Genomic DNA, 20,489 nt, shown 5'->3' on the forward strand with positions numbered 1-20,489 from the left:
AATCTATGGGGTCAGAATCGATTAATTATAAAATTACGAGGCGGTCTAGGGTGCTTTCCTGAGCGAGAGGATTGCAATGGCACGCTCCGAGATTTATCCTTCCCGGCCAACCGCAGCACGTAATTTTACGGGGGCAATAATCGGATTGAGATTTTCTGTGTAGAGGCAGATTATTGGTTCTATCTTGATAAACTGCGGTTAGCCTGTGAAAAGCATGGTTGTGATATTCACGCCTATGTGCTGATGACCAACCACGTGCACTTACTCGTCACTCCCCAGAAAGAGCAGAGCTTGAGGCGAGACCTGACCGCGTGTGTGTGGACTCAGTGTATGTGGACCCGTACCTAAGACGGACACATTCGATAGGTTATTGACCGACGGTCGGCTGAAACGTAAGGTTAGGTATCTCCTTTTCCTTTTCGAATGCTCATGAAAGTCGCCTCAATGATATTCTTTCCGCCTTCACCAGCGCCGTGGTATATACCAGCCATAAATTTAAGCGTATTCGCAGCAGCGCCAGCCATTGACCAACTTACATTGGTGAAAGTGCAACCTTCCATCCCAATTAGCCCGTAGCCGCGAAACACAAGCATACAATCCTCAAATTGACAGTTAATGAAGCTATTGAAATCAATGTCGATCGTTTCATTCTTGAAGGATTTATTTTCAAATTTCATATTATTGCTCCGATTTCTTGATCTGTCGTATGAAGTCGTCTCTTGATTTATTTTTAGGACGTACCTTTAGTGTATAGATTAACCATCCAAAGACTAGGATGAGAGCAACGTAGAATATTGCCTCCCACACCGCAGCTGCCAGCAGAAACTTACGGAAGTCTGCCGTGAGAAGGGTCATAAATATTGAGATGAATATGCCAACTGGAGCTATCCATGCGTCTCGACCAACTCTGGTCTGTTGCCATTCCAATAGCACAAGTTTGAGCTTATCTTCGGTTGTGACAATGACGCTGGTGCTAGTATTGATGCTGACTTCCGTTGCGCTGATTAAACCAATATTTATGAAGTTGTTGTTGTTATCGTTGTCGGGTTCAACCATAGTGATTGGGTAATACCTAACTATAAAAAAGATACTTAAGGACAGCCCTCCTAACTAGGGTAGCTGGCTAGGGAAATTAACAAATCAATGCAAATCAATTACCAACCACGTGCACTTACTCATCACCCCTCATAAAGAGCAGAGCTTGAGCAAGGCCCTACAAATGCTGGGACGTTATTATGTCCAATTTTTCAATCACTGCTACCGGCGCACTGGCACACTGTGGGAAGGGCGCTACAAAGCTATCCTGATTGATACCGAGGCGTATTTGCTGACTTGCATGCAGTATATAGAACTCAATCCAGTACGTGCAGGCATGGTAGCGCATCCATCCGAGTATCCGTGGTCAAGTTATGGCTACAATGCGCATGGCCAGACCAATAACCTGATGAGCCCACATCCTGAATATCGGCGTCTTGGACAAACTGACGAGGAATGTCGGAGCGCATACCAGCAGCTATTCGAGCACCCGGTTTCTGAAGAGAGCATTAGCGCGATTAGAGAGGCAACAAACAAAGCCTGGGTATTGGGAAATGACAGGTTCAAGCAAAGTATTCGAGAGAAATTGAAAAGACGGGTAGAGCCTGCGGCCAAGGGTGGGGATAGGAGGTCGGCGCAATTCAAGATCAATCGAGTCTGACCCCGTAGATTTACATGACCCCGTAGATTTACATATATGCTTTCCCCTGCGCCTCGCCGCCTGCTCCCAGCCTTTGAGCGCTCGGAAATTAATGAACGCTCAAATTCGGCCAGGGCGCCCATGATGTGAAACACCAGCTTACCGCCTGCACTAGTGGTATTGATGCCATCCGAGAGGTTTTCAAAGCCTGCTCCCTCGTTTCTCAGTTTCTCGATCAGATCAATCAGAAAGCTCAATGATCGGCCTAGGCGGTCCAGCTTCCACACAACCAGCACGTCACCCGACTGCGGCAATTGCTTGAGCCAATCCTTTACGTTCGATAGTGGACCCGCTCACCCCCTTGATCGGTAAATATCCGTTCGCACCCTACCTTGTTCAAAGCGTCCATCTGCAGTCAAGATTCCGGTCATCAGTGGATACTCGCGCATAGCCAATTTTCATGGATTTCCTCTCTCTGTTTTGGCTCCCTTTTGCAACAAAGGGAGCCAAAACAATGTCTTGAGTGGTCCATTCTAGTGTAGAAAAAAGGGAGGCCTTATACCACAAATATTACCTCGACAGAGTACTGGAAGAAAGCTGAGGGCTGATATACCTCTGCAATGTCAACGATGCGCCGTTTGAATTAGCTTGATCGAGAATAAATTCTGACATAAACTTCACAAAAACTTCACACAAATTTCACAAAAACCTCACATTACTATTGTGAATTTGTGTGAGCTAATAGTCGAATTAAGCTTCTAGTTATTCATTATTGGATAGGAGGGCACTATGGAAAAGGGAAGATTTGTCGGAACGTTATATATGTTTGCTATGGCGACAGCGCTGATTTCATCCGCTGAAGCGATGGCGGATATGTCTGCTCGTGTCACAAACCAAAGTGTCATGACGCCATGCTGTCATGAGGAACTGGTAAAATATTATGAAAATGCTGCCAGCGATCTGCAGACCAAAGCGCAGAAAAAAACGCAGTTGCTCGAGCAGTATCAAAGCAAGAGCTATCTATATGGCAGGCAAGCACAGGATCTGCAGGCCCAAACCCATGCGTTGATTCGCAAGTACGACCGAGCTGCGAAGGTAAAAATGGGAAAAGCGGCAGAGCACCGACAAATGGCAGCCGAGCTTGAGGAAAACACCTATTGTGTTTCGCCCAAAAGGGTCGTGAATTGCTGATAAGATTCGGCATCATTCAAGGATGGAATCTTACGGACAGCGATCCGCATCCTTGAAACGGCTAAAATCGTCATCGGTGATTTTTTTTACACGGAAAATTAGTCCCAATTCAGGCTCATCTCACGCATGAGCCTTTTTGCATCTCCCTACTGAGCTCAATGCTCGACCGCATCCGGTCCAAGACGACGGGCCTTACCTCTCTTAGCAATCGGTTGAAGTTATCTATGGCTTTACGCAGTGATTCTGATAGCGCCTGCCAGCGGACGCCCGCATCGTCATAGCCAAATGCCTTCATTTCACGCTTGAGTGCAAGCATCTTAAAAACTGTCAGCACACTATAGAACTCGTGAGTCTGCCATCGTTCCGCCAGTTCCTGCATGGTTTTCTGTCGTTCAAGTCGCTCAAGCTCATCCATATATTCCCTGAGAGGCGCTTGCTCTTTCGTAATGCGCGCCTGAACCGGCGTTCCATCGCCATGGCAAGCCGGAGATTATGAATACCGATCAAGGCAGCCAGTTTGCCGCCCATGAGTTCGTGCAGGCCGTTAGGGAACAGGGGTGCAACCTCAGCATAGACGGGTGCGGAGTCTAGCAAGATAATGTATTCGTCGAGCGCCTGTGGAAATCGGTGAAATACGAGCGGGTGTACTTGCATGCCTATGACTCGATCGCTGAAGCCAGAGTATCAATTATGCAATACATGGATTGGTACAACTGATCCCGGCCACATTCGAGCCTGGGCAAGAAAACGCCTGATGAGGCTTATGTCGTGATGCTGCCGACGGTTGAACTGGCAGCGTGAGAACCAGCAGAGATTCCACTTAAAATGTTCAGGTCGTTGTTCAAGCAAATGGAAGAGAAATTTAGATTCCTCAGTTGATCGCTCGTTCTGACATCAACATCCCGCATATTTTAACTTCAATCATCGGCGTAGAATCGCCAACCAACGCGCCATATTGAGTAGTGTCATCAGCGAAGCCGCGACATAAGTCCATGCCGCGGCAGTGAGCAATCGTCGGGCATGCGGCATGTCTCCATCGATCAGATAACGCTCTCGCTCCAAAATTGGCAGGGCCCGGGCAAAACTCGCATTCAATTCCATCGGTAAGGTCAGCGCGTGCACAAGCGTCGCGCTTCCCAGTGTCAGGATACCCCCGACAAGAAATAACAATCCTGCCGCGGGAGAGCGCAGTAGCGCCATAATCACGGGAGACAACATCAGGATACCGGCGCCTAGCTTCTCTGCGGGCGCAGCCCATTGCACCAACCTGGTACGTAAGGCAAGAGGCGGGTAGTTATCCTGATGCTGGATCGCATGGCCGACTTCATGCGCTGCAACGGTGATCGCGGTCAGCGAGCGGCCGTTGAATTTATCCGGTGTGAGACGGACCACTTTTTTCAACGGATCATAGTGGTCGCCCGATTCGGTTACCTCCACCGCGATATGTTGTAAATTGGCCTTATCCAGCAACTCGCGAGCCAGTTGTGCTCCCGTGAATGAATAGCGATCAGTCGGTTCACTATATTTTTCCATGGTATGTTTGACCCAGTAGGAAGGTCCGACAACCAGAAGAGCGATAAAACAGACCAATATCAGATAAAGCATAGCGGGAAGTATCAGTAAAAGAACAACTTTAATGGTAACAGTTTAACGGCGGCTTATCCGCAGCGCAGGTTGGTCATGCGCTTACCCTAACGTTTGATCAATAATATTCAAAATAATTTCTTCATCTTGAATTCCGGTAACAAGATCAAGCGGGTGGAGCGCTTGATCGGCAACGCCAGTCTCTATCAGGACCCATTAGCGAAAACTGGACAAAAGCAGAAAGTGAGTTTGCTTTTGTTTGACTTATTGCATCTGACTGGTCCATACGCGGAATTGAATGCTGATGAATTCATAATCGAAACCATCAATTGTATTGACGATGCCGCATAACAAAACAGTTCCACAGGTCAAAGGCAACTTTTTGCTGGGCAATTTAAGCCAGATGATTGCGAATCCGTTTCAAGCCCTTTGTGACTGGCAGCGAGATTATGGTGACCTGGTTAGCTTCAGATTAGCTGCCCGCCAAATTTATCTATTCGGTCACCCGAAGCTGTTTGAACAAGCCTTGATCAAGCAAAGCGATGTTTTTGTAAAAATACACGGTGACGGAAAACCAACCGGCCTGGAATTGGTTCTGGGGCAGGGATTAGTAACAAGCCAGGGCGATTTATGGCAAAGGCAACGGCGATTGATGCAGCCGGTTTTCCAGCGAAGCAATATAACCACGCTGTTGCCGCAAATCGCCACCGCAGGCAGTAATATGCTGGATAGATGGCGGAAGCTGGGTGAAGGTGCGAAGATCAACCTGTCCAGGGAAATGACGCAGTTGACGCTGGAGGGGATCACCCAGACCATGTTCAGCACCAGCGTCCTCGACAAGATAGAACAGATATCTCCATCTCTGGATACCTTACTCAGGTATGCCGCTAAAACCATCGTGAATCCTTTGATGCTCCCGTTGTATGTACCCACCCCGGCCAATCAGAAATTCAAACAGGCATTGGGGATAATCGATAGTGTCATTTACGGAATCATCGATCAACGCCGCACTACGCTATCCACGCACAACGACTTGCTGGATATGCTGTTAAAAGCAAGCGATGACAACACCGGTGAAAAGATGACTGACAGGCAACTTCGGGATGAAGTCATTACCATTTTTGGTGCAGGCCATGAAACCACCGCGAACTTGTTGAGCTGGACCTTATATTTACTAGCCCGGCATCCAGAAGTACTCGCTAAGCTGCGCCAGGAACTTGAAGGCTTGCTGCAAGGAAAAATGCCGGACGCGGCAGATCTGCAGCAGCTTGTTTATACCAAAGCGGTACTCAATGAATCGATGCGCTTCCGTCCACCTGCTGGCATTATGCTGCGTAGAGTCAATAAGGATACCGAGGTTGATGGCTATTTCTTGAAGGCAGGCAGACTTGCGATATTCAGCATTTTCAATCTTCATCATCACACTGACTTTTGGCCGCAACCGGAGCAGTTCGACCCTGAACGGTTTTTAATACCTGAGAATCGCAGGTTTTCGTTTATGCCTTTCGGGATAGGCGAGCGCATCTGCATCGGTAGTCATTTTGCATTATTGGAAAGCCAGCTTTTGCTCAGCATGATCGTTCAGCACTGTGATTTACAGTTGCTTGACACGGACGAAGTCGAGATTGAGATGGCGGTAACCCTGCGCCCGAAAGGTGGAGTTCCAGTCCGGGTGAAGTGGCGATAAAATCGATCTTCAGTTCTTGGTTCTGTTATCCACAAAAGCTGTCCGGAAGTGTTGGGGAAATTGCCTTTTGGCTGACCTCTTTGCGCTGACTGTAGGCGGCTTGGTTTTATCGAGTACCTTGTGAGTTGGATATGGATACTGCTCTATCGTCGTCGGCGAACATGCCCACCCGCACAATGCCGTCGCTGCCGATAGAGCCACGGAACATGCCCCTGGTGTTGAAACGCATTGCATAATTACCTTTTGCATCCAGCACGATCAAACCGCCATCACCGCCGATGGCAGCGATTTCCGCCAGCGTATTTTCCGCCGCCTCGATAATCGGAATGTGCTGCAACCGTACCTGTGCTGCCGTGTTGAATGCAGCAACGGTGCGAATGAATATTTCTCCGGTGCCAGTCGCGGATACCGCAACCGAGCGATTGTCCGCGTAGGTTCCGGCGCCGATGACGGGCGAATCCCCGACGCGCCCGAAGCGCTTGTTGGTAATCCCACCGGTTGATGTGCCGGCGGCGAGATTGCCGTGACGATCCAGCGCTACGGCGCCCACCGTTCCCCGCTTTTCATCCGCCTTTTCGCCCGTCTTTTCGTCTGTCTGGGGCCGCGGCGTATCGGGAACCACGTCATGGTCCTGCATCAGGCGTTCTTCGGCAATGGCTTTTTGCAACTGATTCCAGCGGAATTGGGTGTGGAAATAGGAAGGATCAACGATCTCCAGGCCCATCTCGGCGGCAAAGGCATCGGCGCCCTGGCCCATCAGCATCACATGCGCGCTTTTCGTCATCACGGCGTGCGCGGCACAGATGGGGTTGCGTATGGTCGTCACCGCGGCGACAGAACCTGCCATGCGCGTGGAACCATCCATGATGGATGCATCCAGTTCAATGCGGCCGGCATTACTGAACACGGCGCCCTTGCCGGCATTGAATAAAGGTGAATCTTCCATCACCACGATCGCTGCAATCACGGCATCGATGCTGCTGCCGCCTGCGTCAAGTACTGCGTAGCCAGCGATCAGCGATTGCGCAAGCACCTGCGTATAAGCCTGCTCGAGTTCCTTTGTCAGCTTGCTGCGCGTGATGGTACCGGCGCCCCCGTGAATCACCAGTCGGATCGGTGAAGTATCCACCCCAGCGGTGTTTGTTCGTACTTTCACGCTTGCATACCTTTGGCCTGTAGCTTCGCCTGGCGTCTGAAGACCCTGAAGGACCTCACGCCTTACGAAAATATATCCGCAAAATATGGTCTAAAAATCCAGGCAAACTTATCATCAACCTGCACCATCATACCGTGGGGCTAAACACTACATTGTTTCTGGACTAAGATGAAGCGTGGAGCCGTTCCTAAGTAGGTCTTCTTCAGGAGGCCATCATCAATGCGGAAGTTCGAAGGATACGTAAATGCGCTCCAGACCAGGTAGTTACGTGCGCAATGAAAGGGATTCTAAAGATCGCTTTTAAACTTCTCGTGAACGACAAAGGCAAATATGCTGCCTTGTTGGTAGGAATTACTTTTGCCGTGTTTTTGATGGTGCAGATGACATCCATCTTTTTTGGCATTCTGCACAAATCTTCATCTACTGTCATTAATGTGGGGGCTAAAGTCTGGGTGATGGATCCGGCGGTGAATAACGTAGCAAACAGTATCCCCCTGCCGGACTATGTCCTGGATGCCGTTCGAAGCATCAATGGCGTCAAATATGCTGTCCCGCTATATTCGGGAGGCGCGCTCGTCAAGCTTAGAAGCGGGGTGTTTCAATCCGTGACTGTTATGGGCCTGGATGATAACAGCCTGTTCGGCCGCCCCGAGCTTGTTGAGGGCAAGATCGAGGACATCTATGCGGAAAATGCCTTTATCGTCGTTCAGGATGAAGAAATTCGCAAGCTGGGGAATCCGCGTTTAGGCACAGACTTCGAGCTCAACGATCATCGCGGGGTCATCGTGGGGATTGCCAAGGTAACGGCCAGCGGACTGTTCGGGATTCCCACCCTCTATACGACATACAGCAGAGCGATTCAATACATCCCGTCAATGCGGTTTACGATTTCCTACATTCTTGTTGAGCCGAAAAGCAGCGACGCAATCCTGCATATCCAAGAGCAGGTCAGGCTCTTGGGTTACCAGGCGCTTACACAAGAAGAACTCATGCAGAAAATCTCCAATTACTATAAATATCAAACCGGATTGGGGACCAACATTCTAATCATGACCGTCGTAAGCTTTCTGGTTGGTTTATCAATCTCAGGACAGACATTTTATACCTTCATACTGGAAAATCTTGAAAAATTCGGTGCATTGAAAGCGATTGGCGCCAAAGGACGTGAGCTGGTTTATATGATCCTTTTTCAGGCCATGTTTACGTCACTGGTAGGATATGGTTTAGGAGTGGGTCTCTGCACTCTCATCATCGCGATCGCGAAGCTCAGAATCCCCGACTATTCCGCCAATATAACCTATACCACCCTGGCGTTTGCGTTCTTCATGGTTCTGATTATCGCTGGAATCTCAAGCTATATCGGGATAAGAAAGGTGCTGAAGATTGAGCCTTTTGATATCTTCAGAGGCTAGGATGTGAATCCTGCAATTTCAGCCAGTGAATTGGCCAAGTGGTTTGGGGAGAGCGATCTCAAAACTTATGCGGTAAAGGATGTGAGTTTCGAAGCCTATTTCGGTGAGATATTTTTTATCGTAGGCCCTTCCGGGAGTGGGAAAACAACCTTATTAAGCATGATTTCCGGCATCCTGCGCCCAAATTCAGGGACTGTAACCGTAGACAATATCGATATATGGAAACTGGAATCCGATCAGATCGCTGAATTCCGGTTAAATAAGGTTGGTTTCGTATTCCAGGATTATCATCTTTTTCCGCGCCTGACCACAGCTGAGAATGTCGCCATTCCACTCATCCTGAAGAAGCGGGATTGGGACGATTCCATTCGAGAAGCAACGCATTATCTAGAGATAGTAGGACTCAAAAATAAGGTCGAGCTTCCGCCGATGAAATTGAGTGGCGGAGAGCAACAACGGGTTGCCATTGCGAGAGCACTGGTGAGTCAACCGGATATCCTGATCTTTGATGAGCCTACCGCGTCGCTGGATGGGGATACCGGGCGACGCATCATGGATTTCGTTAAAACCAGCATACTCAGCGACAAGCGCTGTATTTTGATTGTTACCCACGATAGCCGCATCTTCGAGTATGCCCACAGGATCATGAAAATGGAGGATGGCAAGATAGTCGGTATTGAAAAGGGGGCTGGTCATTGAGAAACCAGATCATGATCGCCGTTGCCATCGTCGGCATTATTACCGGTTTGGCAAGCGCCTACCTGTCAGGGCAGCAAAAGAAGCCTCAGCCGCCTGTTTTCAATCCAGCACCAAATCCTTATGCGCAGGGTATCTATTCGAACGGCATTATTGAAAGCTATCAACCGACAGGAGAAAACATCAACATCTATCCGGAAGTAGCAGGAGTGATTATCCAGATTCTGGTGACTGAAGGACAGGCAGTCAAGCAGGGAACACCTTTGCTCAAAATGGATGACTCGGTTCAACGCGCGACGGTAGAACAGCAGCGTTCGCAATCCGAAGCAGCGCATGCGTTACTGGAAGAACTGAAGGCCCAACCGAGAAAAGAGGTTCTGGCTGTTGCCAAAGCGCAACTGGATTATGCGAGGGCCAATCTCAAAACCGTCGAGGTTCAGCTGGAAAAGCTGCAAAACTCTTATGACGCTGATCCCAAGTCCGTGAGCAAGGATAGCCTGGATAATGCGATCAATGCTGTCAAGGCGGCGGAAGCCAATCTCGAGGTTGCTTTGAGCAACTACAATCTGACGAAAGCTGGAGCCTGGAAATACGATATCCAAAACCAGGAGCGGCAATATACCGCATTGTCCAACACTTATATGGCTGGAAGCGCCTTACTGGCAAAATATGTCATCAGGGCGCCGGCCGATGGTGTCATATTGTCCGTAAAAGCGACGGTGGGCAGTTATATTTCATCGCAGGGCGTTTATGGTACTTATACGGAGGATTTCAATCCGATTGTCGTGATGGGAAATCCGGAAAATAATCTCGCCGTAAGATGCTATGTTGATGAGATCCTGATTCATCGGATTCCTGATATTTCAAAAATACATGCACAAATGTTCATTCGCGGCACAAACATTCGTATTCCATTGGAATATGTTCGATTGCAACCCTATGTTTCGCCCAAGATACAGTTATCGAACCAGCGAACGGAACGAGTAGATGTAAGGGTACTCCCGGTACTCTTCCGCTTTGAGAAGCCGAAGGATGTGCAGGTGTATCCTGGCCAGCTAGTGGACGTTTATATCGGTGAGAAGGAGGATGTCTCTGAATAGGTCCGTCCAGTTTTGCTCAGTAGGGACAGACTGTGGCTGCAGCGGCATCAGAGGAAAGGACGCAACGATGTGAATAGTCGATTCTTTTCGACAGCAACCCAACCAGGCAAGATTGCCTGGGCTGCCTTTGAAGGATGCCTTATAGGTAAGCGGTACATTGGGTGCGCTCATTACGTTAAATTTCTGACCTCATGGTCAAGCATCATTATCAGGCTGCAGCCTGTTACTGATCGTAAATCCGGTAGTTGACCGCTCATTTGATAAATCAATGATTAATAATAATATTTCACCCGGTCCAACTACCGAATTTAGGATGATTTGCATCTGGCAAAATATCGCCGAGTCATTTCCGATGCATCGAGGATGACGAAAAATGATGGAGTCCGGAAGGAAGGCGCGCACGTTATGGAATCGCCGAACGGAGGTCGATTCTGCGAACGTATGTTGGCTATTTTCTTTCTGGGGGAAGCGCACGTTGGGCGGACTTTGCACAATCTGGCTACTGGCGTCGGCGGGTTGCGCCGTTGGACCTGATTTTGTCCGCCCGAAACCACCGGCGACTGAACGTTACGTACCCGACGCGCAACCGGACGTGACCGTTTCTGTAGAGGACCAGGCGCAACATTTTGAACAAGGTGCGAAGGTTGCGGCAAATTGGTGGCATCTGTTCAAATCCCCCAAGCTGGATGCCCTCGTGAAGGAAGCAATCGTCAACAATGCAAGCCTGCAAGCGGCACAGGCCGGCTTGCGGCAAAGTCAAGAGAATTTGCGGGCTGGTTACGGGGTATTTTATCCACAGGTAGATCTTGCTGGAGGTTTTGCTCGTCAGCGGTTCTCGGCCGCTCGTTTCGGCGCCAATACCAGCACCATCTTCAATCTCTTTACAATATCGACCACGGTGAGTTATGCACTTGACGTATTTGGTGGCCAGAGGCGGGCGGTAGAGGGCTTGGGTGCCCAGAGAGATATTCAACGTTATACGGTTCTGGGCACGTATCTGGCCTTGTCCGGCAATATCGTGAATACTGTGATTGCCCGAGCGGGCTATGAGGCTCAGATTCAGGCGACGCGGCAGCTGATCGATTTACAGCAGGAACAAATCAAGATTACCGAAACGCAAACACGGGCAGGCACGGTTGCATATGTGAATCTGGTCAGCCTTAAAACCCAGTTGGCGGCGCTTGAAGCCACGCTTCCTCCGCTTGAGCAGAAGCGCAGCCAGGCTGAGCACCTGCTTGCCACATTGACTGGCCATGCTCCGGAACGAATAGCTTCAGAGATCGATCTGGCTGATCTCTCGCTGCCAATGGACCTGCCAGTGACCTTGCCTTCCGAATTGGTGCGCCAGCGTCCCGATATTCTGTCGGCCGAGGCTCAGGTGCATGAATACAGCGCCAATATCGGCGTTGCAACAGCGGAAATGTTTCCCAGCTTCACGCTGAGCGGCACCTATGGTCAGAATAGCCGGACTCTCCTGGATGTTTTCATGAGGAGCGGCAATTTCTGGAGTGCAGGCGCCAACTTCGTTGCACCGTTATTTCATGGCGGGACGCTGTGGTTGCATCGGAAGGCGGCAATCGACGCCTATAAGCAATCCCTTGCGAACTATCGGCAGACTGCCCTTGATGCCTTGGCTCAAGTGGCCGATATCCTGCTGGCGCTGGAGCATGATGCCGAGGCGTTGCGAAGTCAGTCGCAAGAACTCGAATTGGCACAGGAAACGATGCATTTGATACAGACCAACTACCAGGCAGGTCTGGTTAATTATCTGCAGGTTCTGATTGCCAACAGTCAATACTTTCAGGCGAGGATAAGCTATCTTCAGACACTGACTCAGCGTTTCCAGGATACCTCAGCCCTCTTCGTCGCTCTGGGTGGCGGCTGGTGGAATGCCGGCGGAAAGGAGCAATTGCCACGAAGCGGCGATGTATTATTCAATCTCGAGCCAACGCAAGAAGCGGATAAAGCACGTTAGTGCGCCGGGAGGCCAACCAGGGGTAGGGGGATGAGAGACACATACTTCGCAAAGAATGAAAGATAGCCATGAATCGTTGGTAGATGGCATTACCTCAATCATAAGGAGGCAGCATATGTCATATGTATACAAGATCGTGGACTCGCCCATCGGCAAATTAAAGCTTGTCTCAAACGGATCAAAGCTCTCCGCAATCTTGTGGGAACACGATAAACCAAATCGGGTACGGCTTGGCCCGATGCGCGAAGAGAAAGACAGTCCGATTTTGGCAGAGACGGAACGGCAACTGAATGAGTATTTTGCAGGGAAAAGAAACTGTTTTGAGCTTGAGCTCGACTTCGTCGGAACCGAATTTCAAAGAAAGGTTTGGGAGGCGCTGCTGACTATTCCTTTTGGAGAAACCCGCAGTTACCGCGAAATCGCAATACAGATCGGCAACGCAAAGGCAGTTCGAGCAGTTGGTGCTGCAAGTGGAAAAAACCCGATCTCAATTATTGCTCCCTGTCATCGCGTAATAGGTACATCTGGCGATCTCACGGGATTTGCCGGAGGACTCGGAACAAAAAAGCTGCTACTCACTTTGGAAAGTGGTGATACGTTGCAAACCGTAGCTTGAATGTGTCGCCCAGCTACACCACGAGCTGGAGGAATATGCCGATAGCGCATGTTCGCGCTGGCTTAAGTAGGTGGTCAGAGCAATTCGGGATCAATCGAGTTCGACCCCATAGATTCCCATCCATAGATTCCCCTTTTTTCCGGTTGTATTTGATCTGGTGCGATTCGGCGCATCAGCTTTCCTGGCATTTTCAATGAGATGATCTATATTAAAAATAGCCAGTTCATGTGACGTGTTGGGTTTTTGATCTGGTTTGGAACTCATATTTGCGAGGGGGAAAAATGGCGGAGCAACGTGAAAACTATAAGGGCCGGGAGATTATCCTTCGAACCGGAGCGGAAGCTTCTACCGCGAGAGCTACGGCAGGGATCAGAGAAGACGAAGCGGGCGCCGAGGGGACTGAACTATACATCGATGGGGAGCGAATCTTCACGGTGCGTGATGCAGGTGGAAAATATATTGCATCCGGCTTTGCCTTCGACCCCCAACCTTCGCCAGTCGATTTAGCCAGGAAGATTATCGACTACAGGGAAACGGGGGAATAACATGGGGATCCGAAAAAACCAGTCCAGCCTGACAGCCGCCGAGAAAGCAGCATTCGTTGCTGCGGTGAAAGCGCTGAAGGCAAACGGCGACTACGACATGTTCGTTGCTCAACATCGCGCCGCCTTTATGGCTAGCCCCAATGATCCTGCGCACCGCGGCCCAGCATTTTTGCCGTGGCACCGGGAGTATCTTCGCAGGTTCGAGCTTGCTCTCCAGCAGATCGATTCAAGTGTTTCCATACCCTACTGGGACTGGACAGTCGACAGGACGGCGGGAGCTTCGCTTTGGGCCTCGAATTTCATGGGCGGCAATGGAACGGGCGCCAGCCGGCAGGTTACCACCGGCCCCTTTGCTTTTTCGACCGGAGAATGGACGCTTACGGTCCGTGATCCCGGCGATACAACTACTTTTCTTACGCGCGCTTTTGGCGCAATGGGATCGCTGCCGACTCAGCAGGGTGTCAGTGCCACCCTGAATGTGGTTCCGTATGATTCCGCACCCTGGAACTCCAATAGCAGCACTAACACAAGTTTTCGTAATCGATTGGAATCGGTCATTCACAATCCGGGGCACATGTGGGTTGGCGGGTCGATGATGGCTATGTCATCTCCCAATGACCCGGTGTTCTGGCTGCACCATTGCAATATCGATCGGCTATGGGCGGAATGGCAAAGGGAAAATCCTGCGGCAATTTATTTGCCGCCCAGCGGTACTCCCAATGTGGTGGCGGGTCACGGCAGGGACGATCCCATGCCGCCGTGGGACAATGAGGCGTCACCGCCTACGCCGCTAAGCGTTCTCGATCATCATGCGCTCGGCTATACGTATGACGATGAGGGGGTGGTGTCTCCAGAGGTCGTGCCCCTTACCGTGGGCGCGCCGGCTACCTCGGCCTCGATAGGGCAGGCAGGAGAAATTGATATATATAGTTTCGTCGTGACTACGCCAGGAAGCCATGTCATTGGAACGCAAGGTTCAACCGATGTGGTGACGGCCCTGTATGGCCCCAACGACATGGTGGCAATCATTGCTGAGGATGACGACAGCGGACCAGGCGCGAATTCGCGGATTGAAAGAAATCTGTCGGCGGGTACGTATTATATACGCGTGCGACACTACAGCGGCTCATCAGTCGGGAGCTATAGTATCTCAGTAAGCGGATCGGCACCCCAGCCCGGTATCCCAACCATTCAGGTAAACGGTCCGGCAGTGCAGGGAACGATCTCTGCTGCGAATGAGCGGGATATGTATGCATTCACGATAATGAATCCCGGCACCTATACAATCGAGACCGCCAGCAGCACCGACTGCTTCCTTACATTATTTGGTCCCGATAATCCGGCCACATTCATCAGCCAGGATGATGATAGCGGTCCCGGAACCAATTCAAGGATTGCCGTCAACCTTGCGTCTGGCGTTTACTATGCCCAGGTCAGGCACTACAGCCCAACCGGCACGGGTTCTTACAGCATTTCGGTGAGAGACTGATCCTGCATTCCGCATTATCCTGGATAGAGCTCATCTGTTCTGTGTTTGCAGCGGGCAGCACAGGCTAAGTTCGGCCGTCAGCCGAGGAGAAATCGACGCCCTCTGAATGCATCTCCATAAGAGAAATAACTGACGAGACGGCACGGCGCTACATTGTAACTCCTTGGAATGAAATGGCCCCCGAAAAGCGTCGCACGAGGGACCCGGCATCCCGTTTCGTGGTCGCACCTATCCCGCAGAAGGCACTGCTCCGCCCTGCGCGGTCGCATTCGGCGTCGTTGCGCCTCACCCCGCACTCCAAAAACCGCTCACTCCATCCGTCAAACTGCCGGCGTCGGCCAGCGCGTGAGATAGGTGAGGCTGAAAATCATGGTACTTTGGCTGCTTTGCACAATAAAAATTCAAAAGCAAGAAACGCGTTTCTTGCTTTTGAACATGGATATATAGTGAATGCGTATCTTGCAAAGGACGAAAAATCGTCATGAATCGCTGGTAAATGGCACTTTTTCAATAAGGAGGCGGTATATGTCATATGTATACAAGATCGTGGACTCGCCCATTGGCAAATTAAAGCTTGTCTCCAACGGATCAAAGCTTTCCGCAATCTTGTGGGAACACGATAAACCAAATCGAGTACGGCTTGGTCCGATGCACGAAGAGAAAGATAGTCCGATTCTGGCAGAGACGGAACGGCAACTGAATGAGTATTTCGCAGGGAAAAGAAACTGTTTTGAGCTTGAGCTCGACTTCGTCGGGACCGAATTTCAAAGAAAGGTTTGGGAGGCGCTGCTGACTATTCCCTTTGGAGAAACCCGTAGTTACCGCGAAATTGCGATACAAATCGGCAACGCAAAGGCAGCTCGAGCAGTTGGTGCTGCAAGTGGAAAAAACCCGATCTCAATTATTGCGCCCTGTCATCGCGTAATAGGTACATCTGGCGATCTCACGGGATTTGCCGGAGGACTCGGAACAAAAAAGCTGCTGCTCACTTTGGAAAGTGGTGATACGTTGCAACCGTAGTTTGAATGTGTCGCCCAGCTACAACACGAACTGGGGAACTGGGGCGGTAGCGCATGTCCGCACTGGCTAAAGTAGGTGGTCAGAGCAATTCCGGAATCAATCGAGTCCGACCTAGTCCGACCCCATAGATTCGGAGTCCCACCCCATAGATTCCCTGAAGCTAAGTTTGTACGGTTGGGAAGTGAATTCACCAATAGTGCGGTCGAAATTAGAATCCACCATCAGTGGTCGGTGGCCGAAGGTATCAAGGGGAAATTTCAACGTCCTGCCAAGAAGGAGTCGATTATGAGTGTCATTCTTACTGATTTGATTAACGCGCGCAATAACATAAAAACCCGCCGGGATACAGACGAACTGCTGCGTCGTACCGTTCGTCTCGCGGTCGCAATCTGGAATGATTGTGGTGGTGCTGACAATTTCACACACGGGGTCGAAGCCTTAAAGTACTTTCGTAACTCGTGCGATACTTGCGGAATCCGCGGACTGGAAGAATTCGAAAAAATTGGCGTTAGCGAGCGTGCTCGCATTAATGCACTGTGCACCATCGTAACGAACCCAGGGCCCGTGCTTGTGGAGTCTATCGATCTTGTTCTGAAGCATGCAGAAGCGTCGCGCACGGGAAAATTCTCGCATAAAAACGTTCAGCAACTGGATGCGGTTCAGGCGAAAGCGCTACAGAGCTATGAACACCAGCGGGGCCGTGTTTTTGTCTGTTCGGATATTCATTTGGGCACAGGAGAAGCAGGTCACGCGCAACTGCTGGAGGTGATGGGACTGTGCCAGGAAGGTGATACCTTAATCCTATTGGGCGATGTTCTAGATGCGTGGATCTACGATTCCCCAGAGTCATCATTGAAAGCGGTAATCGAATGGTGGCAGTGGCTCTATTGGCGGCTCAAGGATTTAGCAGAGAACAACGTCATCATTCACTACGTCATGGGAAATCACGATGCGTTTGTGTTTCCCTTGCATGCCAAAAACTCAGTTAAGCTTTGTAAGCGCTTGGTGGAAAAGAGTAATTTCCTCCAGTGCCTGGAGAATACTGTCGATAACTACAATCTTCAGAGTGTGGCCACGTTACATAGTGTGTTCATGTGGTGTCCAAAACCGCTTTTATCGCCAACGGCATCTCAATCGGGCACGTGTGTTAACGAACCGATTCTCTTAACGCACGGTCACATGACCGAGTGGTGGTGGGCATGGAGTGCGGGAAGCGCAGAGGTGAACGTCTTCGCAGAGCGGCCCCTTGCAATGACTTCTATCGCAATGATTTCGTCAGCACTTCTACTCGACGCTCGTGAGACGGTGAGAGGTGTGTGGAAGTATCTTTCGGAGGGTATTCCGAAGGGTCGCCGCATGACTGATGTGGCTGCCCTTGTAACCTTGGAGACTCTTGAAGAGTACATCTTGACGAAAGGCATGCCGGATGAAGAGTTCGTGGACTTTGTCGATGGCGCCTGGACGTATCTGCCGATGATGGCCGATCGCGTTATTCAGAGCAGCCGCATTGGGAAAGGAATAGAGCAACTCGACCGGTGGTATAACAAACGCGATCTCGAAGACATACGCGTAGCACACGAAGTATATCTTGCACGTAATCAATACCAACAGCATTTCACGTTAAAAAAGGGAGAGATGAGGCGCACGCCTCTGACATCAACATACGGGTCGTACCGGAATTTCTGTCATTTAATATTTGGTCACTACCACCAACCGCAATTGATCGAGGAAGCAAGCGGTGCGAAGACAATTGATGACGGTGCGCTTCTGGATGGTAGGCCAGGGGTTATTACCGCACTACAGATCAATCCAAATGGGTCAATCGGATTCTTACCAGGATTGAGTTCATAGACAAGAATTCGGCAACTGCTCAGTCGGCAGCAATCGATTAGCTATGGAGACAACGAAATGATTGAAGCCTTCAGTCAATAGGGTCACCCATTAGCCGCCTCCATATAAGTCTATAGGGTCAGACTCTGAGCTATCCCCACAAATTTAGGCAGATAATAAGCTTTTGATATAAGGATTGATGTGTTAGCGATTGCCATATGTGGCAGGGTGATAATCGAAACACCGGTTGTCGCAGGAGCAAACGCGCGAGAAAGATTAACGAATAAGGCTCGCGTTTGCTGGACGAATTGGTGAATCCACCATTCACGCGGGATAGCTCAGGGTCAGACTCCATTGACCATAAGATAACGGACTTGTCTGGCATTTTTATACTCCGCCCGCTGCGCGAACTTCCCGCATCCCTCATACATGCTTCTCTTTCGCCTGCCGCTCGGGCGATACCATAGTTAGCTCTGTGCTGACGCTATCGGCATTCTTCTTGACCTGCGTTAGAATAAAAAGGAGGCCCTTACAGAGAAACACGATGACAACAAATGATAAAAAAAATGAGATTACCGATCAATCTTTTAAAAATGTCGGCAAGCTCTTATCCAATCAATCGGTTCTCGGGGAACCTGAACCTTGGGAAAAGTGGGAAACCCAGCTGTGCTTGTGGAGCATAGGTATCGGTATCGCGGGACTTGTAATCCTGGGTGTTTTAGTAGACTTGTTCCTGCTTCCCGGATAACGGATGAAAGCCGATCTGGAGGTCCGGTTGGTACATGATGGCGTCAACTGGATCGCATACCATCAAAGTTTCGAAGCTTGTGGCGAGACTTTGCTCAAACTGGACCAGGAACTGATCCGCTGTCTGCTGGATAGGCAATTATTCCCCGAGAATATTCACGTTACCGTATTCATGGTTTTTGACTATAACTGCATCCCGACCTGGATACGGCAGTACGCCTCTCATTACTTCAACCGCTACATCCGGTTGGATTTGAAATCACCCATACTGAAAGTGCAGCAAACCGGAGCTGGAAATAAGTGAAATGAATAGAAAATGGTATTCCGGCATGGCGAGAACAGAAGACTGGTGGGCAGTCTGGCTGGGGCTCACCATGTTCCTCGCCAGCGTCAGTTCACTCTGGGGACTGGACCTGACCGGCTGGATGGCGAAACCCAACACCTGGGTATGGGGAGAATTTTCTCTTGAGGGTGTATTGAAACCCAGCGGCAAGCTGGGTTGGCATCCGACACTCTCATGGCTGGTAACCTATCTGGTGTTTACCACGTTGACTTGTGTGGCGGCATGGGCGATGAAATTCGATCTAAAACGGTTCCTTGCCGGATGGACCGTGCTTTTTGTAATGACCTGGATAATATGGATCATTGGACAGGAAGCACATTTCAAGGTGTCTGTTAATGAGTTCGCCAAATTTGGCTTATCCTGGGGATTGTCTCTTGGCGGTGGATTCTCTTACTTGCTGGCCCTCTTGATTGGGCTGATTATCGGAAATTTTTTCAAGGGTACTGCCGGGTTTCTCAGTGAAGCTGCGAAACCGGAATGGTTTATCAAAACAGCAATCGTGTTTCTGGGTATTAAAATTGGTGTCATGTCCATCGAGGCGGCCGGTTTCATTACCGAGTTGGTCATGACCGGTGTTGCGGCTACCTTTGTTGCGTACATGTTGTTCTGGCCCATTGTGTATGCTCTCGGCCGCAGGGTGTTCCACCTATCACGTGATGCTTCGGCCGTACTCGCTTCCGGTATTTCCATTTGCGGCGTATCGGCTGCCATTGCCACTGCCGGCGCCATCCGCGCCCGCCCGGTCATTCCGGTCGTCGTCTCGATACTGGTTGTGATCTTCGCCATGTTCGAGCTCATCGTCCTGCCAGGTCTTTATACCGCAATAGCCCCAAACCAGCCTATCGTCAATGGGTCTGCTCTGGGATTGACGGTCAAAACAGATGGTGCCGATGCAGCCGCCGGGGCGATGCTCGATGAATTGATGCGGGCAAATGCCGAGGCTAATCTGGGTGTGAGATGGAAAGAAGGCTGGATTTTAATGGCTTCGCTGACCACTAAAATCTGGATCGATATGTTTATTGGCGTTTGGGCTTTTGTATTGGCGCTTGTATGGGTATACAAAGTGGAGCGTCAACCCGGGCAATCCAAAGTTGGACTCATGGAAATCTGGCACCGGTTTCCCAAATTTGTGCTGGGCTATCTCCTGGTGTGGTTTTCATATATCGCCATTGCTTCCACCGGGCCGGAAATTGCCAAAACTTTGCATGAAGCTGCGACCCCGGTGGAAGGATCCATGCGTACCATGATGTTCATGCTGACTTTCCTCAGCATCGGCGTCATAACCGATTTCAGCAAACTCAGGGGAATGGGTAAACTGGCGTTACTTTATGCAATTGCCTTGTTCGGGATCATCGCCCCGATCGCTTATGGTGTTGCGTGGATATTTCATCGCGGCATGATGCCGCCTACTCTTTGACAACGC

21 protein-coding genes and 2 pseudogenes are annotated in these 20,489 nt (G+C 50.2%); 17 read left to right on the forward strand and 6 right to left on the reverse strand.

Annotated features, from left to right (window positions below):
* The first annotated feature begins 150 nt into the window (after positions 1-150).
* Positions 151-348, forward strand: a complete 198-nt coding sequence (locus F822_RS16040) for a transposase (protein ID WP_407938239.1) — start codon at positions 151-153, stop codon at positions 346-348.
* A 50-nt stretch (positions 349-398) separates the two neighbouring features.
* Here F822_RS16040 and F822_RS11375 read toward each other — a convergent pair whose 3' ends face one another.
* Positions 399-677 (reverse strand): hypothetical protein, encoded by a 279-nt coding sequence (locus tag F822_RS11375; protein ID WP_025041160.1) that lies wholly within the window; start codon positions 675-677, stop codon positions 399-401.
* A 1-nt stretch (position 678) separates the two neighbouring features.
* Entirely contained in the window at positions 679-1,056 is a 378-nt protein-coding gene (locus tag F822_RS11380) for a hypothetical protein (protein WP_025041159.1), read from the reverse strand.
* Positions 1,057-1,165: 109 nt separating this feature from the next.
* On the opposite strand from F822_RS11380, the gene F822_RS11385 reads away from it, so the two are divergent.
* On the forward strand, positions 1,166-1,696 hold the full coding sequence (locus tag F822_RS11385; protein ID WP_025041158.1) for a transposase: 531 nt from the start codon (positions 1,166-1,168) through the stop codon (positions 1,694-1,696).
* Between the two features lie 113 nt (positions 1,697-1,809).
* Here F822_RS11385 and F822_RS16045 read toward each other — a convergent pair.
* A pseudogene (locus tag F822_RS16045) lies at positions 1,810-1,971 on the reverse strand (recombinase family protein); the annotation flags it as partial.
* Positions 1,972-2,464: 493 nt separating this feature from the next.
* Between F822_RS16045 and F822_RS11390 the strand changes: the two are divergent.
* The gene (locus F822_RS11390; RefSeq protein WP_025041157.1) at positions 2,465-2,866 is read left to right on the forward strand and encodes a hypothetical protein; all 402 of its coding nucleotides are present in this window, start codon (positions 2,465-2,467) and stop codon (positions 2,864-2,866) included.
* A gap of 115 nt (positions 2,867-2,981) precedes the next feature.
* Here F822_RS11390 and F822_RS11395 read toward each other — a convergent pair whose 3' ends face one another.
* Positions 2,982-3,281, reverse strand: coding sequence for a hypothetical protein (locus tag F822_RS11395; RefSeq protein ID WP_025041156.1), 300 nt, complete (start codon positions 3,279-3,281; stop codon positions 2,982-2,984).
* Positions 3,282-3,469: 188 nt separating this feature from the next.
* Here F822_RS11395 and F822_RS16050 point away from each other — a divergent pair.
* Positions 3,470-3,583 (forward strand): annotated as a pseudogene (locus F822_RS16050) (integrase core domain-containing protein); the annotation flags it as partial.
* A gap of 204 nt (positions 3,584-3,787) precedes the next feature.
* On the opposite strand, the gene F822_RS11400 reads toward F822_RS16050, so the two are convergent.
* A complete protein-coding gene (locus F822_RS11400; protein ID WP_025041155.1) occupies positions 3,788-4,471 on the reverse strand; it encodes a zinc metallopeptidase in 684 nt (227 codons plus the stop codon).
* Between the two features lie 319 nt (positions 4,472-4,790).
* Here F822_RS11400 and F822_RS11410 point away from each other — a divergent pair, with 319 nt between their 5' ends.
* On the forward strand, positions 4,791-6,137 hold the full coding sequence (locus tag F822_RS11410) for a cytochrome P450 (protein WP_025041153.1): 1,347 nt from the start codon (positions 4,791-4,793) through the stop codon (positions 6,135-6,137).
* 106 nt (positions 6,138-6,243) lie between these two features.
* Here the strand turns inward: F822_RS11410 and F822_RS11415 are convergent, their stop codons facing one another.
* On the reverse strand, positions 6,244-7,293 hold the full coding sequence (locus F822_RS11415) for an isoaspartyl peptidase/L-asparaginase family protein (RefSeq protein ID WP_036575917.1): 1,050 nt from the start codon (positions 7,291-7,293) through the stop codon (positions 6,244-6,246).
* A gap of 275 nt (positions 7,294-7,568) precedes the next feature.
* Here F822_RS11415 and F822_RS11420 point away from each other — a divergent pair, with 275 nt between their 5' ends.
* The 12 genes from F822_RS11420 (at position 7,569) to F822_RS11480 (ending at position 20,483) form a co-directional block, all read left to right on the forward strand.
* Positions 7,569-8,705, forward strand: a complete 1,137-nt coding sequence (locus F822_RS11420; protein WP_025041151.1) for an ABC transporter permease — start codon at positions 7,569-7,571, stop codon at positions 8,703-8,705.
* A gap of 3 nt (positions 8,706-8,708) precedes the next feature.
* The gene (locus F822_RS11425) at positions 8,709-9,404 is read left to right on the forward strand and encodes an ABC transporter ATP-binding protein (RefSeq protein ID WP_025041150.1); all 696 of its coding nucleotides are present in this window, start codon (positions 8,709-8,711) and stop codon (positions 9,402-9,404) included.
* Positions 9,401-10,501, forward strand: a complete 1,101-nt coding sequence (locus tag F822_RS11430; protein ID WP_025041149.1) for an HlyD family secretion protein — start codon at positions 9,401-9,403, stop codon at positions 10,499-10,501. The genes F822_RS11425 and F822_RS11430 overlap by 4 nt, the downstream gene beginning before the upstream one ends.
* 373 nt (positions 10,502-10,874) lie before the next feature.
* The gene (locus F822_RS11435; protein WP_025041148.1) at positions 10,875-12,476 is read left to right on the forward strand and encodes an efflux transporter outer membrane subunit; all 1,602 of its coding nucleotides are present in this window, start codon (positions 10,875-10,877) and stop codon (positions 12,474-12,476) included.
* A gap of 55 nt (positions 12,477-12,531) precedes the next feature.
* A complete protein-coding gene (locus tag F822_RS11440) occupies positions 12,532-13,092 on the forward strand; it encodes a methylated-DNA--[protein]-cysteine S-methyltransferase (RefSeq protein ID WP_231623499.1) in 561 nt (186 codons plus the stop codon).
* A 281-nt stretch (positions 13,093-13,373) separates the two neighbouring features.
* The gene (locus F822_RS11445; RefSeq protein WP_025041146.1) at positions 13,374-13,637 is read left to right on the forward strand and encodes a tyrosinase family oxidase copper chaperone; all 264 of its coding nucleotides are present in this window, start codon (positions 13,374-13,376) and stop codon (positions 13,635-13,637) included.
* Position 13,638: 1 nt separating this feature from the next.
* Positions 13,639-15,126: a DVUA0089 family protein gene (locus tag F822_RS11450; RefSeq protein WP_025041145.1), complete on the forward strand. Its 1,488-nt coding sequence runs from the start codon at positions 13,639-13,641 to the stop codon at positions 15,124-15,126.
* Positions 15,127-15,651: 525 nt separating this feature from the next.
* A complete protein-coding gene (locus tag F822_RS11460) occupies positions 15,652-16,146 on the forward strand; it encodes a methylated-DNA--[protein]-cysteine S-methyltransferase (RefSeq protein ID WP_025041143.1) in 495 nt (164 codons plus the stop codon).
* A gap of 285 nt (positions 16,147-16,431) precedes the next feature.
* The gene (locus tag F822_RS11465) at positions 16,432-17,997 is read left to right on the forward strand and encodes a metallophosphoesterase (RefSeq protein ID WP_156304410.1); all 1,566 of its coding nucleotides are present in this window, start codon (positions 16,432-16,434) and stop codon (positions 17,995-17,997) included.
* Positions 17,998-18,520: 523 nt separating this feature from the next.
* The gene (locus F822_RS11470; protein ID WP_025041141.1) at positions 18,521-18,724 is read left to right on the forward strand and encodes a hypothetical protein; all 204 of its coding nucleotides are present in this window, start codon (positions 18,521-18,523) and stop codon (positions 18,722-18,724) included.
* Between the two features lie 3 nt (positions 18,725-18,727).
* On the forward strand, positions 18,728-19,027 hold the full coding sequence (locus tag F822_RS11475; RefSeq protein WP_025041140.1) for a DUF5395 domain-containing protein: 300 nt from the start codon (positions 18,728-18,730) through the stop codon (positions 19,025-19,027).
* A gap of 1 nt (position 19,028) precedes the next feature.
* A complete protein-coding gene (locus F822_RS11480) occupies positions 19,029-20,483 on the forward strand; it encodes a putative sulfate exporter family transporter (RefSeq protein ID WP_231623501.1) in 1,455 nt (484 codons plus the stop codon).
* The last annotated feature ends 6 nt before the right edge of the window (positions 20,484-20,489 follow it).

This window comes from Nitrosospira briensis C-128 (assembly GCF_000619905.2).
Classification (GTDB): domain Bacteria; phylum Pseudomonadota; class Gammaproteobacteria; order Burkholderiales; family Nitrosomonadaceae; genus Nitrosospira; species Nitrosospira briensis.

Excerpts from the sequence above, each read along its gene's own strand:
- F822_RS11435 (WP_025041148.1), top strand. The coding sequence starts at position 10,875 with ATGATGGAGTCCGGAAGGAAGGCGCGCACGTTATGGAATCGCCGAACG.
- F822_RS11450 (WP_025041145.1), top strand. The coding sequence starts at position 13,639 with ATGGGGATCCGAAAAAACCAGTCCAGCCTGACAGCCGCCGAGAAAGCA.
- F822_RS11440 (WP_231623499.1), top strand. The coding sequence starts at position 12,532 with ATGAAAGATAGCCATGAATCGTTGGTAGATGGCATTACCTCAATCATA.
- F822_RS11420 (WP_025041151.1), top strand. The coding sequence starts at position 7,569 with ATGAAAGGGATTCTAAAGATCGCTTTTAAACTTCTCGTGAACGACAAA.
- F822_RS11400 (WP_025041155.1), bottom strand. The coding sequence starts at position 4,471 with ATGCTTTATCTGATATTGGTCTGTTTTATCGCTCTTCTGGTTGTCGGA.
- F822_RS11470 (WP_025041141.1), top strand. The coding sequence starts at position 18,521 with ATGACAACAAATGATAAAAAAAATGAGATTACCGATCAATCTTTTAAA.
- F822_RS11480 (WP_231623501.1), top strand. The coding sequence starts at position 19,029 with ATGAATAGAAAATGGTATTCCGGCATGGCGAGAACAGAAGACTGGTGG.
- F822_RS11475 (WP_025041140.1), top strand. The coding sequence starts at position 18,728 with ATGAAAGCCGATCTGGAGGTCCGGTTGGTACATGATGGCGTCAACTGG.
- F822_RS11390 (WP_025041157.1), top strand. The coding sequence starts at position 2,465 with ATGGAAAAGGGAAGATTTGTCGGAACGTTATATATGTTTGCTATGGCG.
- F822_RS11465 (WP_156304410.1), top strand. The coding sequence starts at position 16,432 with ATGAGTGTCATTCTTACTGATTTGATTAACGCGCGCAATAACATAAAA.
- F822_RS11375 (WP_025041160.1), bottom strand. The coding sequence starts at position 677 with ATGAAATTTGAAAATAAATCCTTCAAGAATGAAACGATCGACATTGAT.
- F822_RS11380 (WP_025041159.1), bottom strand. The coding sequence starts at position 1,056 with ATGGTTGAACCCGACAACGATAACAACAACAACTTCATAAATATTGGT.
- F822_RS11445 (WP_025041146.1), top strand. The coding sequence starts at position 13,374 with ATGGCGGAGCAACGTGAAAACTATAAGGGCCGGGAGATTATCCTTCGA.
- F822_RS11395 (WP_025041156.1), bottom strand. The coding sequence starts at position 3,281 with ATGGATGAGCTTGAGCGACTTGAACGACAGAAAACCATGCAGGAACTG.
- F822_RS11460 (WP_025041143.1), top strand. The coding sequence starts at position 15,652 with ATGTCATATGTATACAAGATCGTGGACTCGCCCATTGGCAAATTAAAG.
- F822_RS11410 (WP_025041153.1), top strand. The coding sequence starts at position 4,791 with ATGCCGCATAACAAAACAGTTCCACAGGTCAAAGGCAACTTTTTGCTG.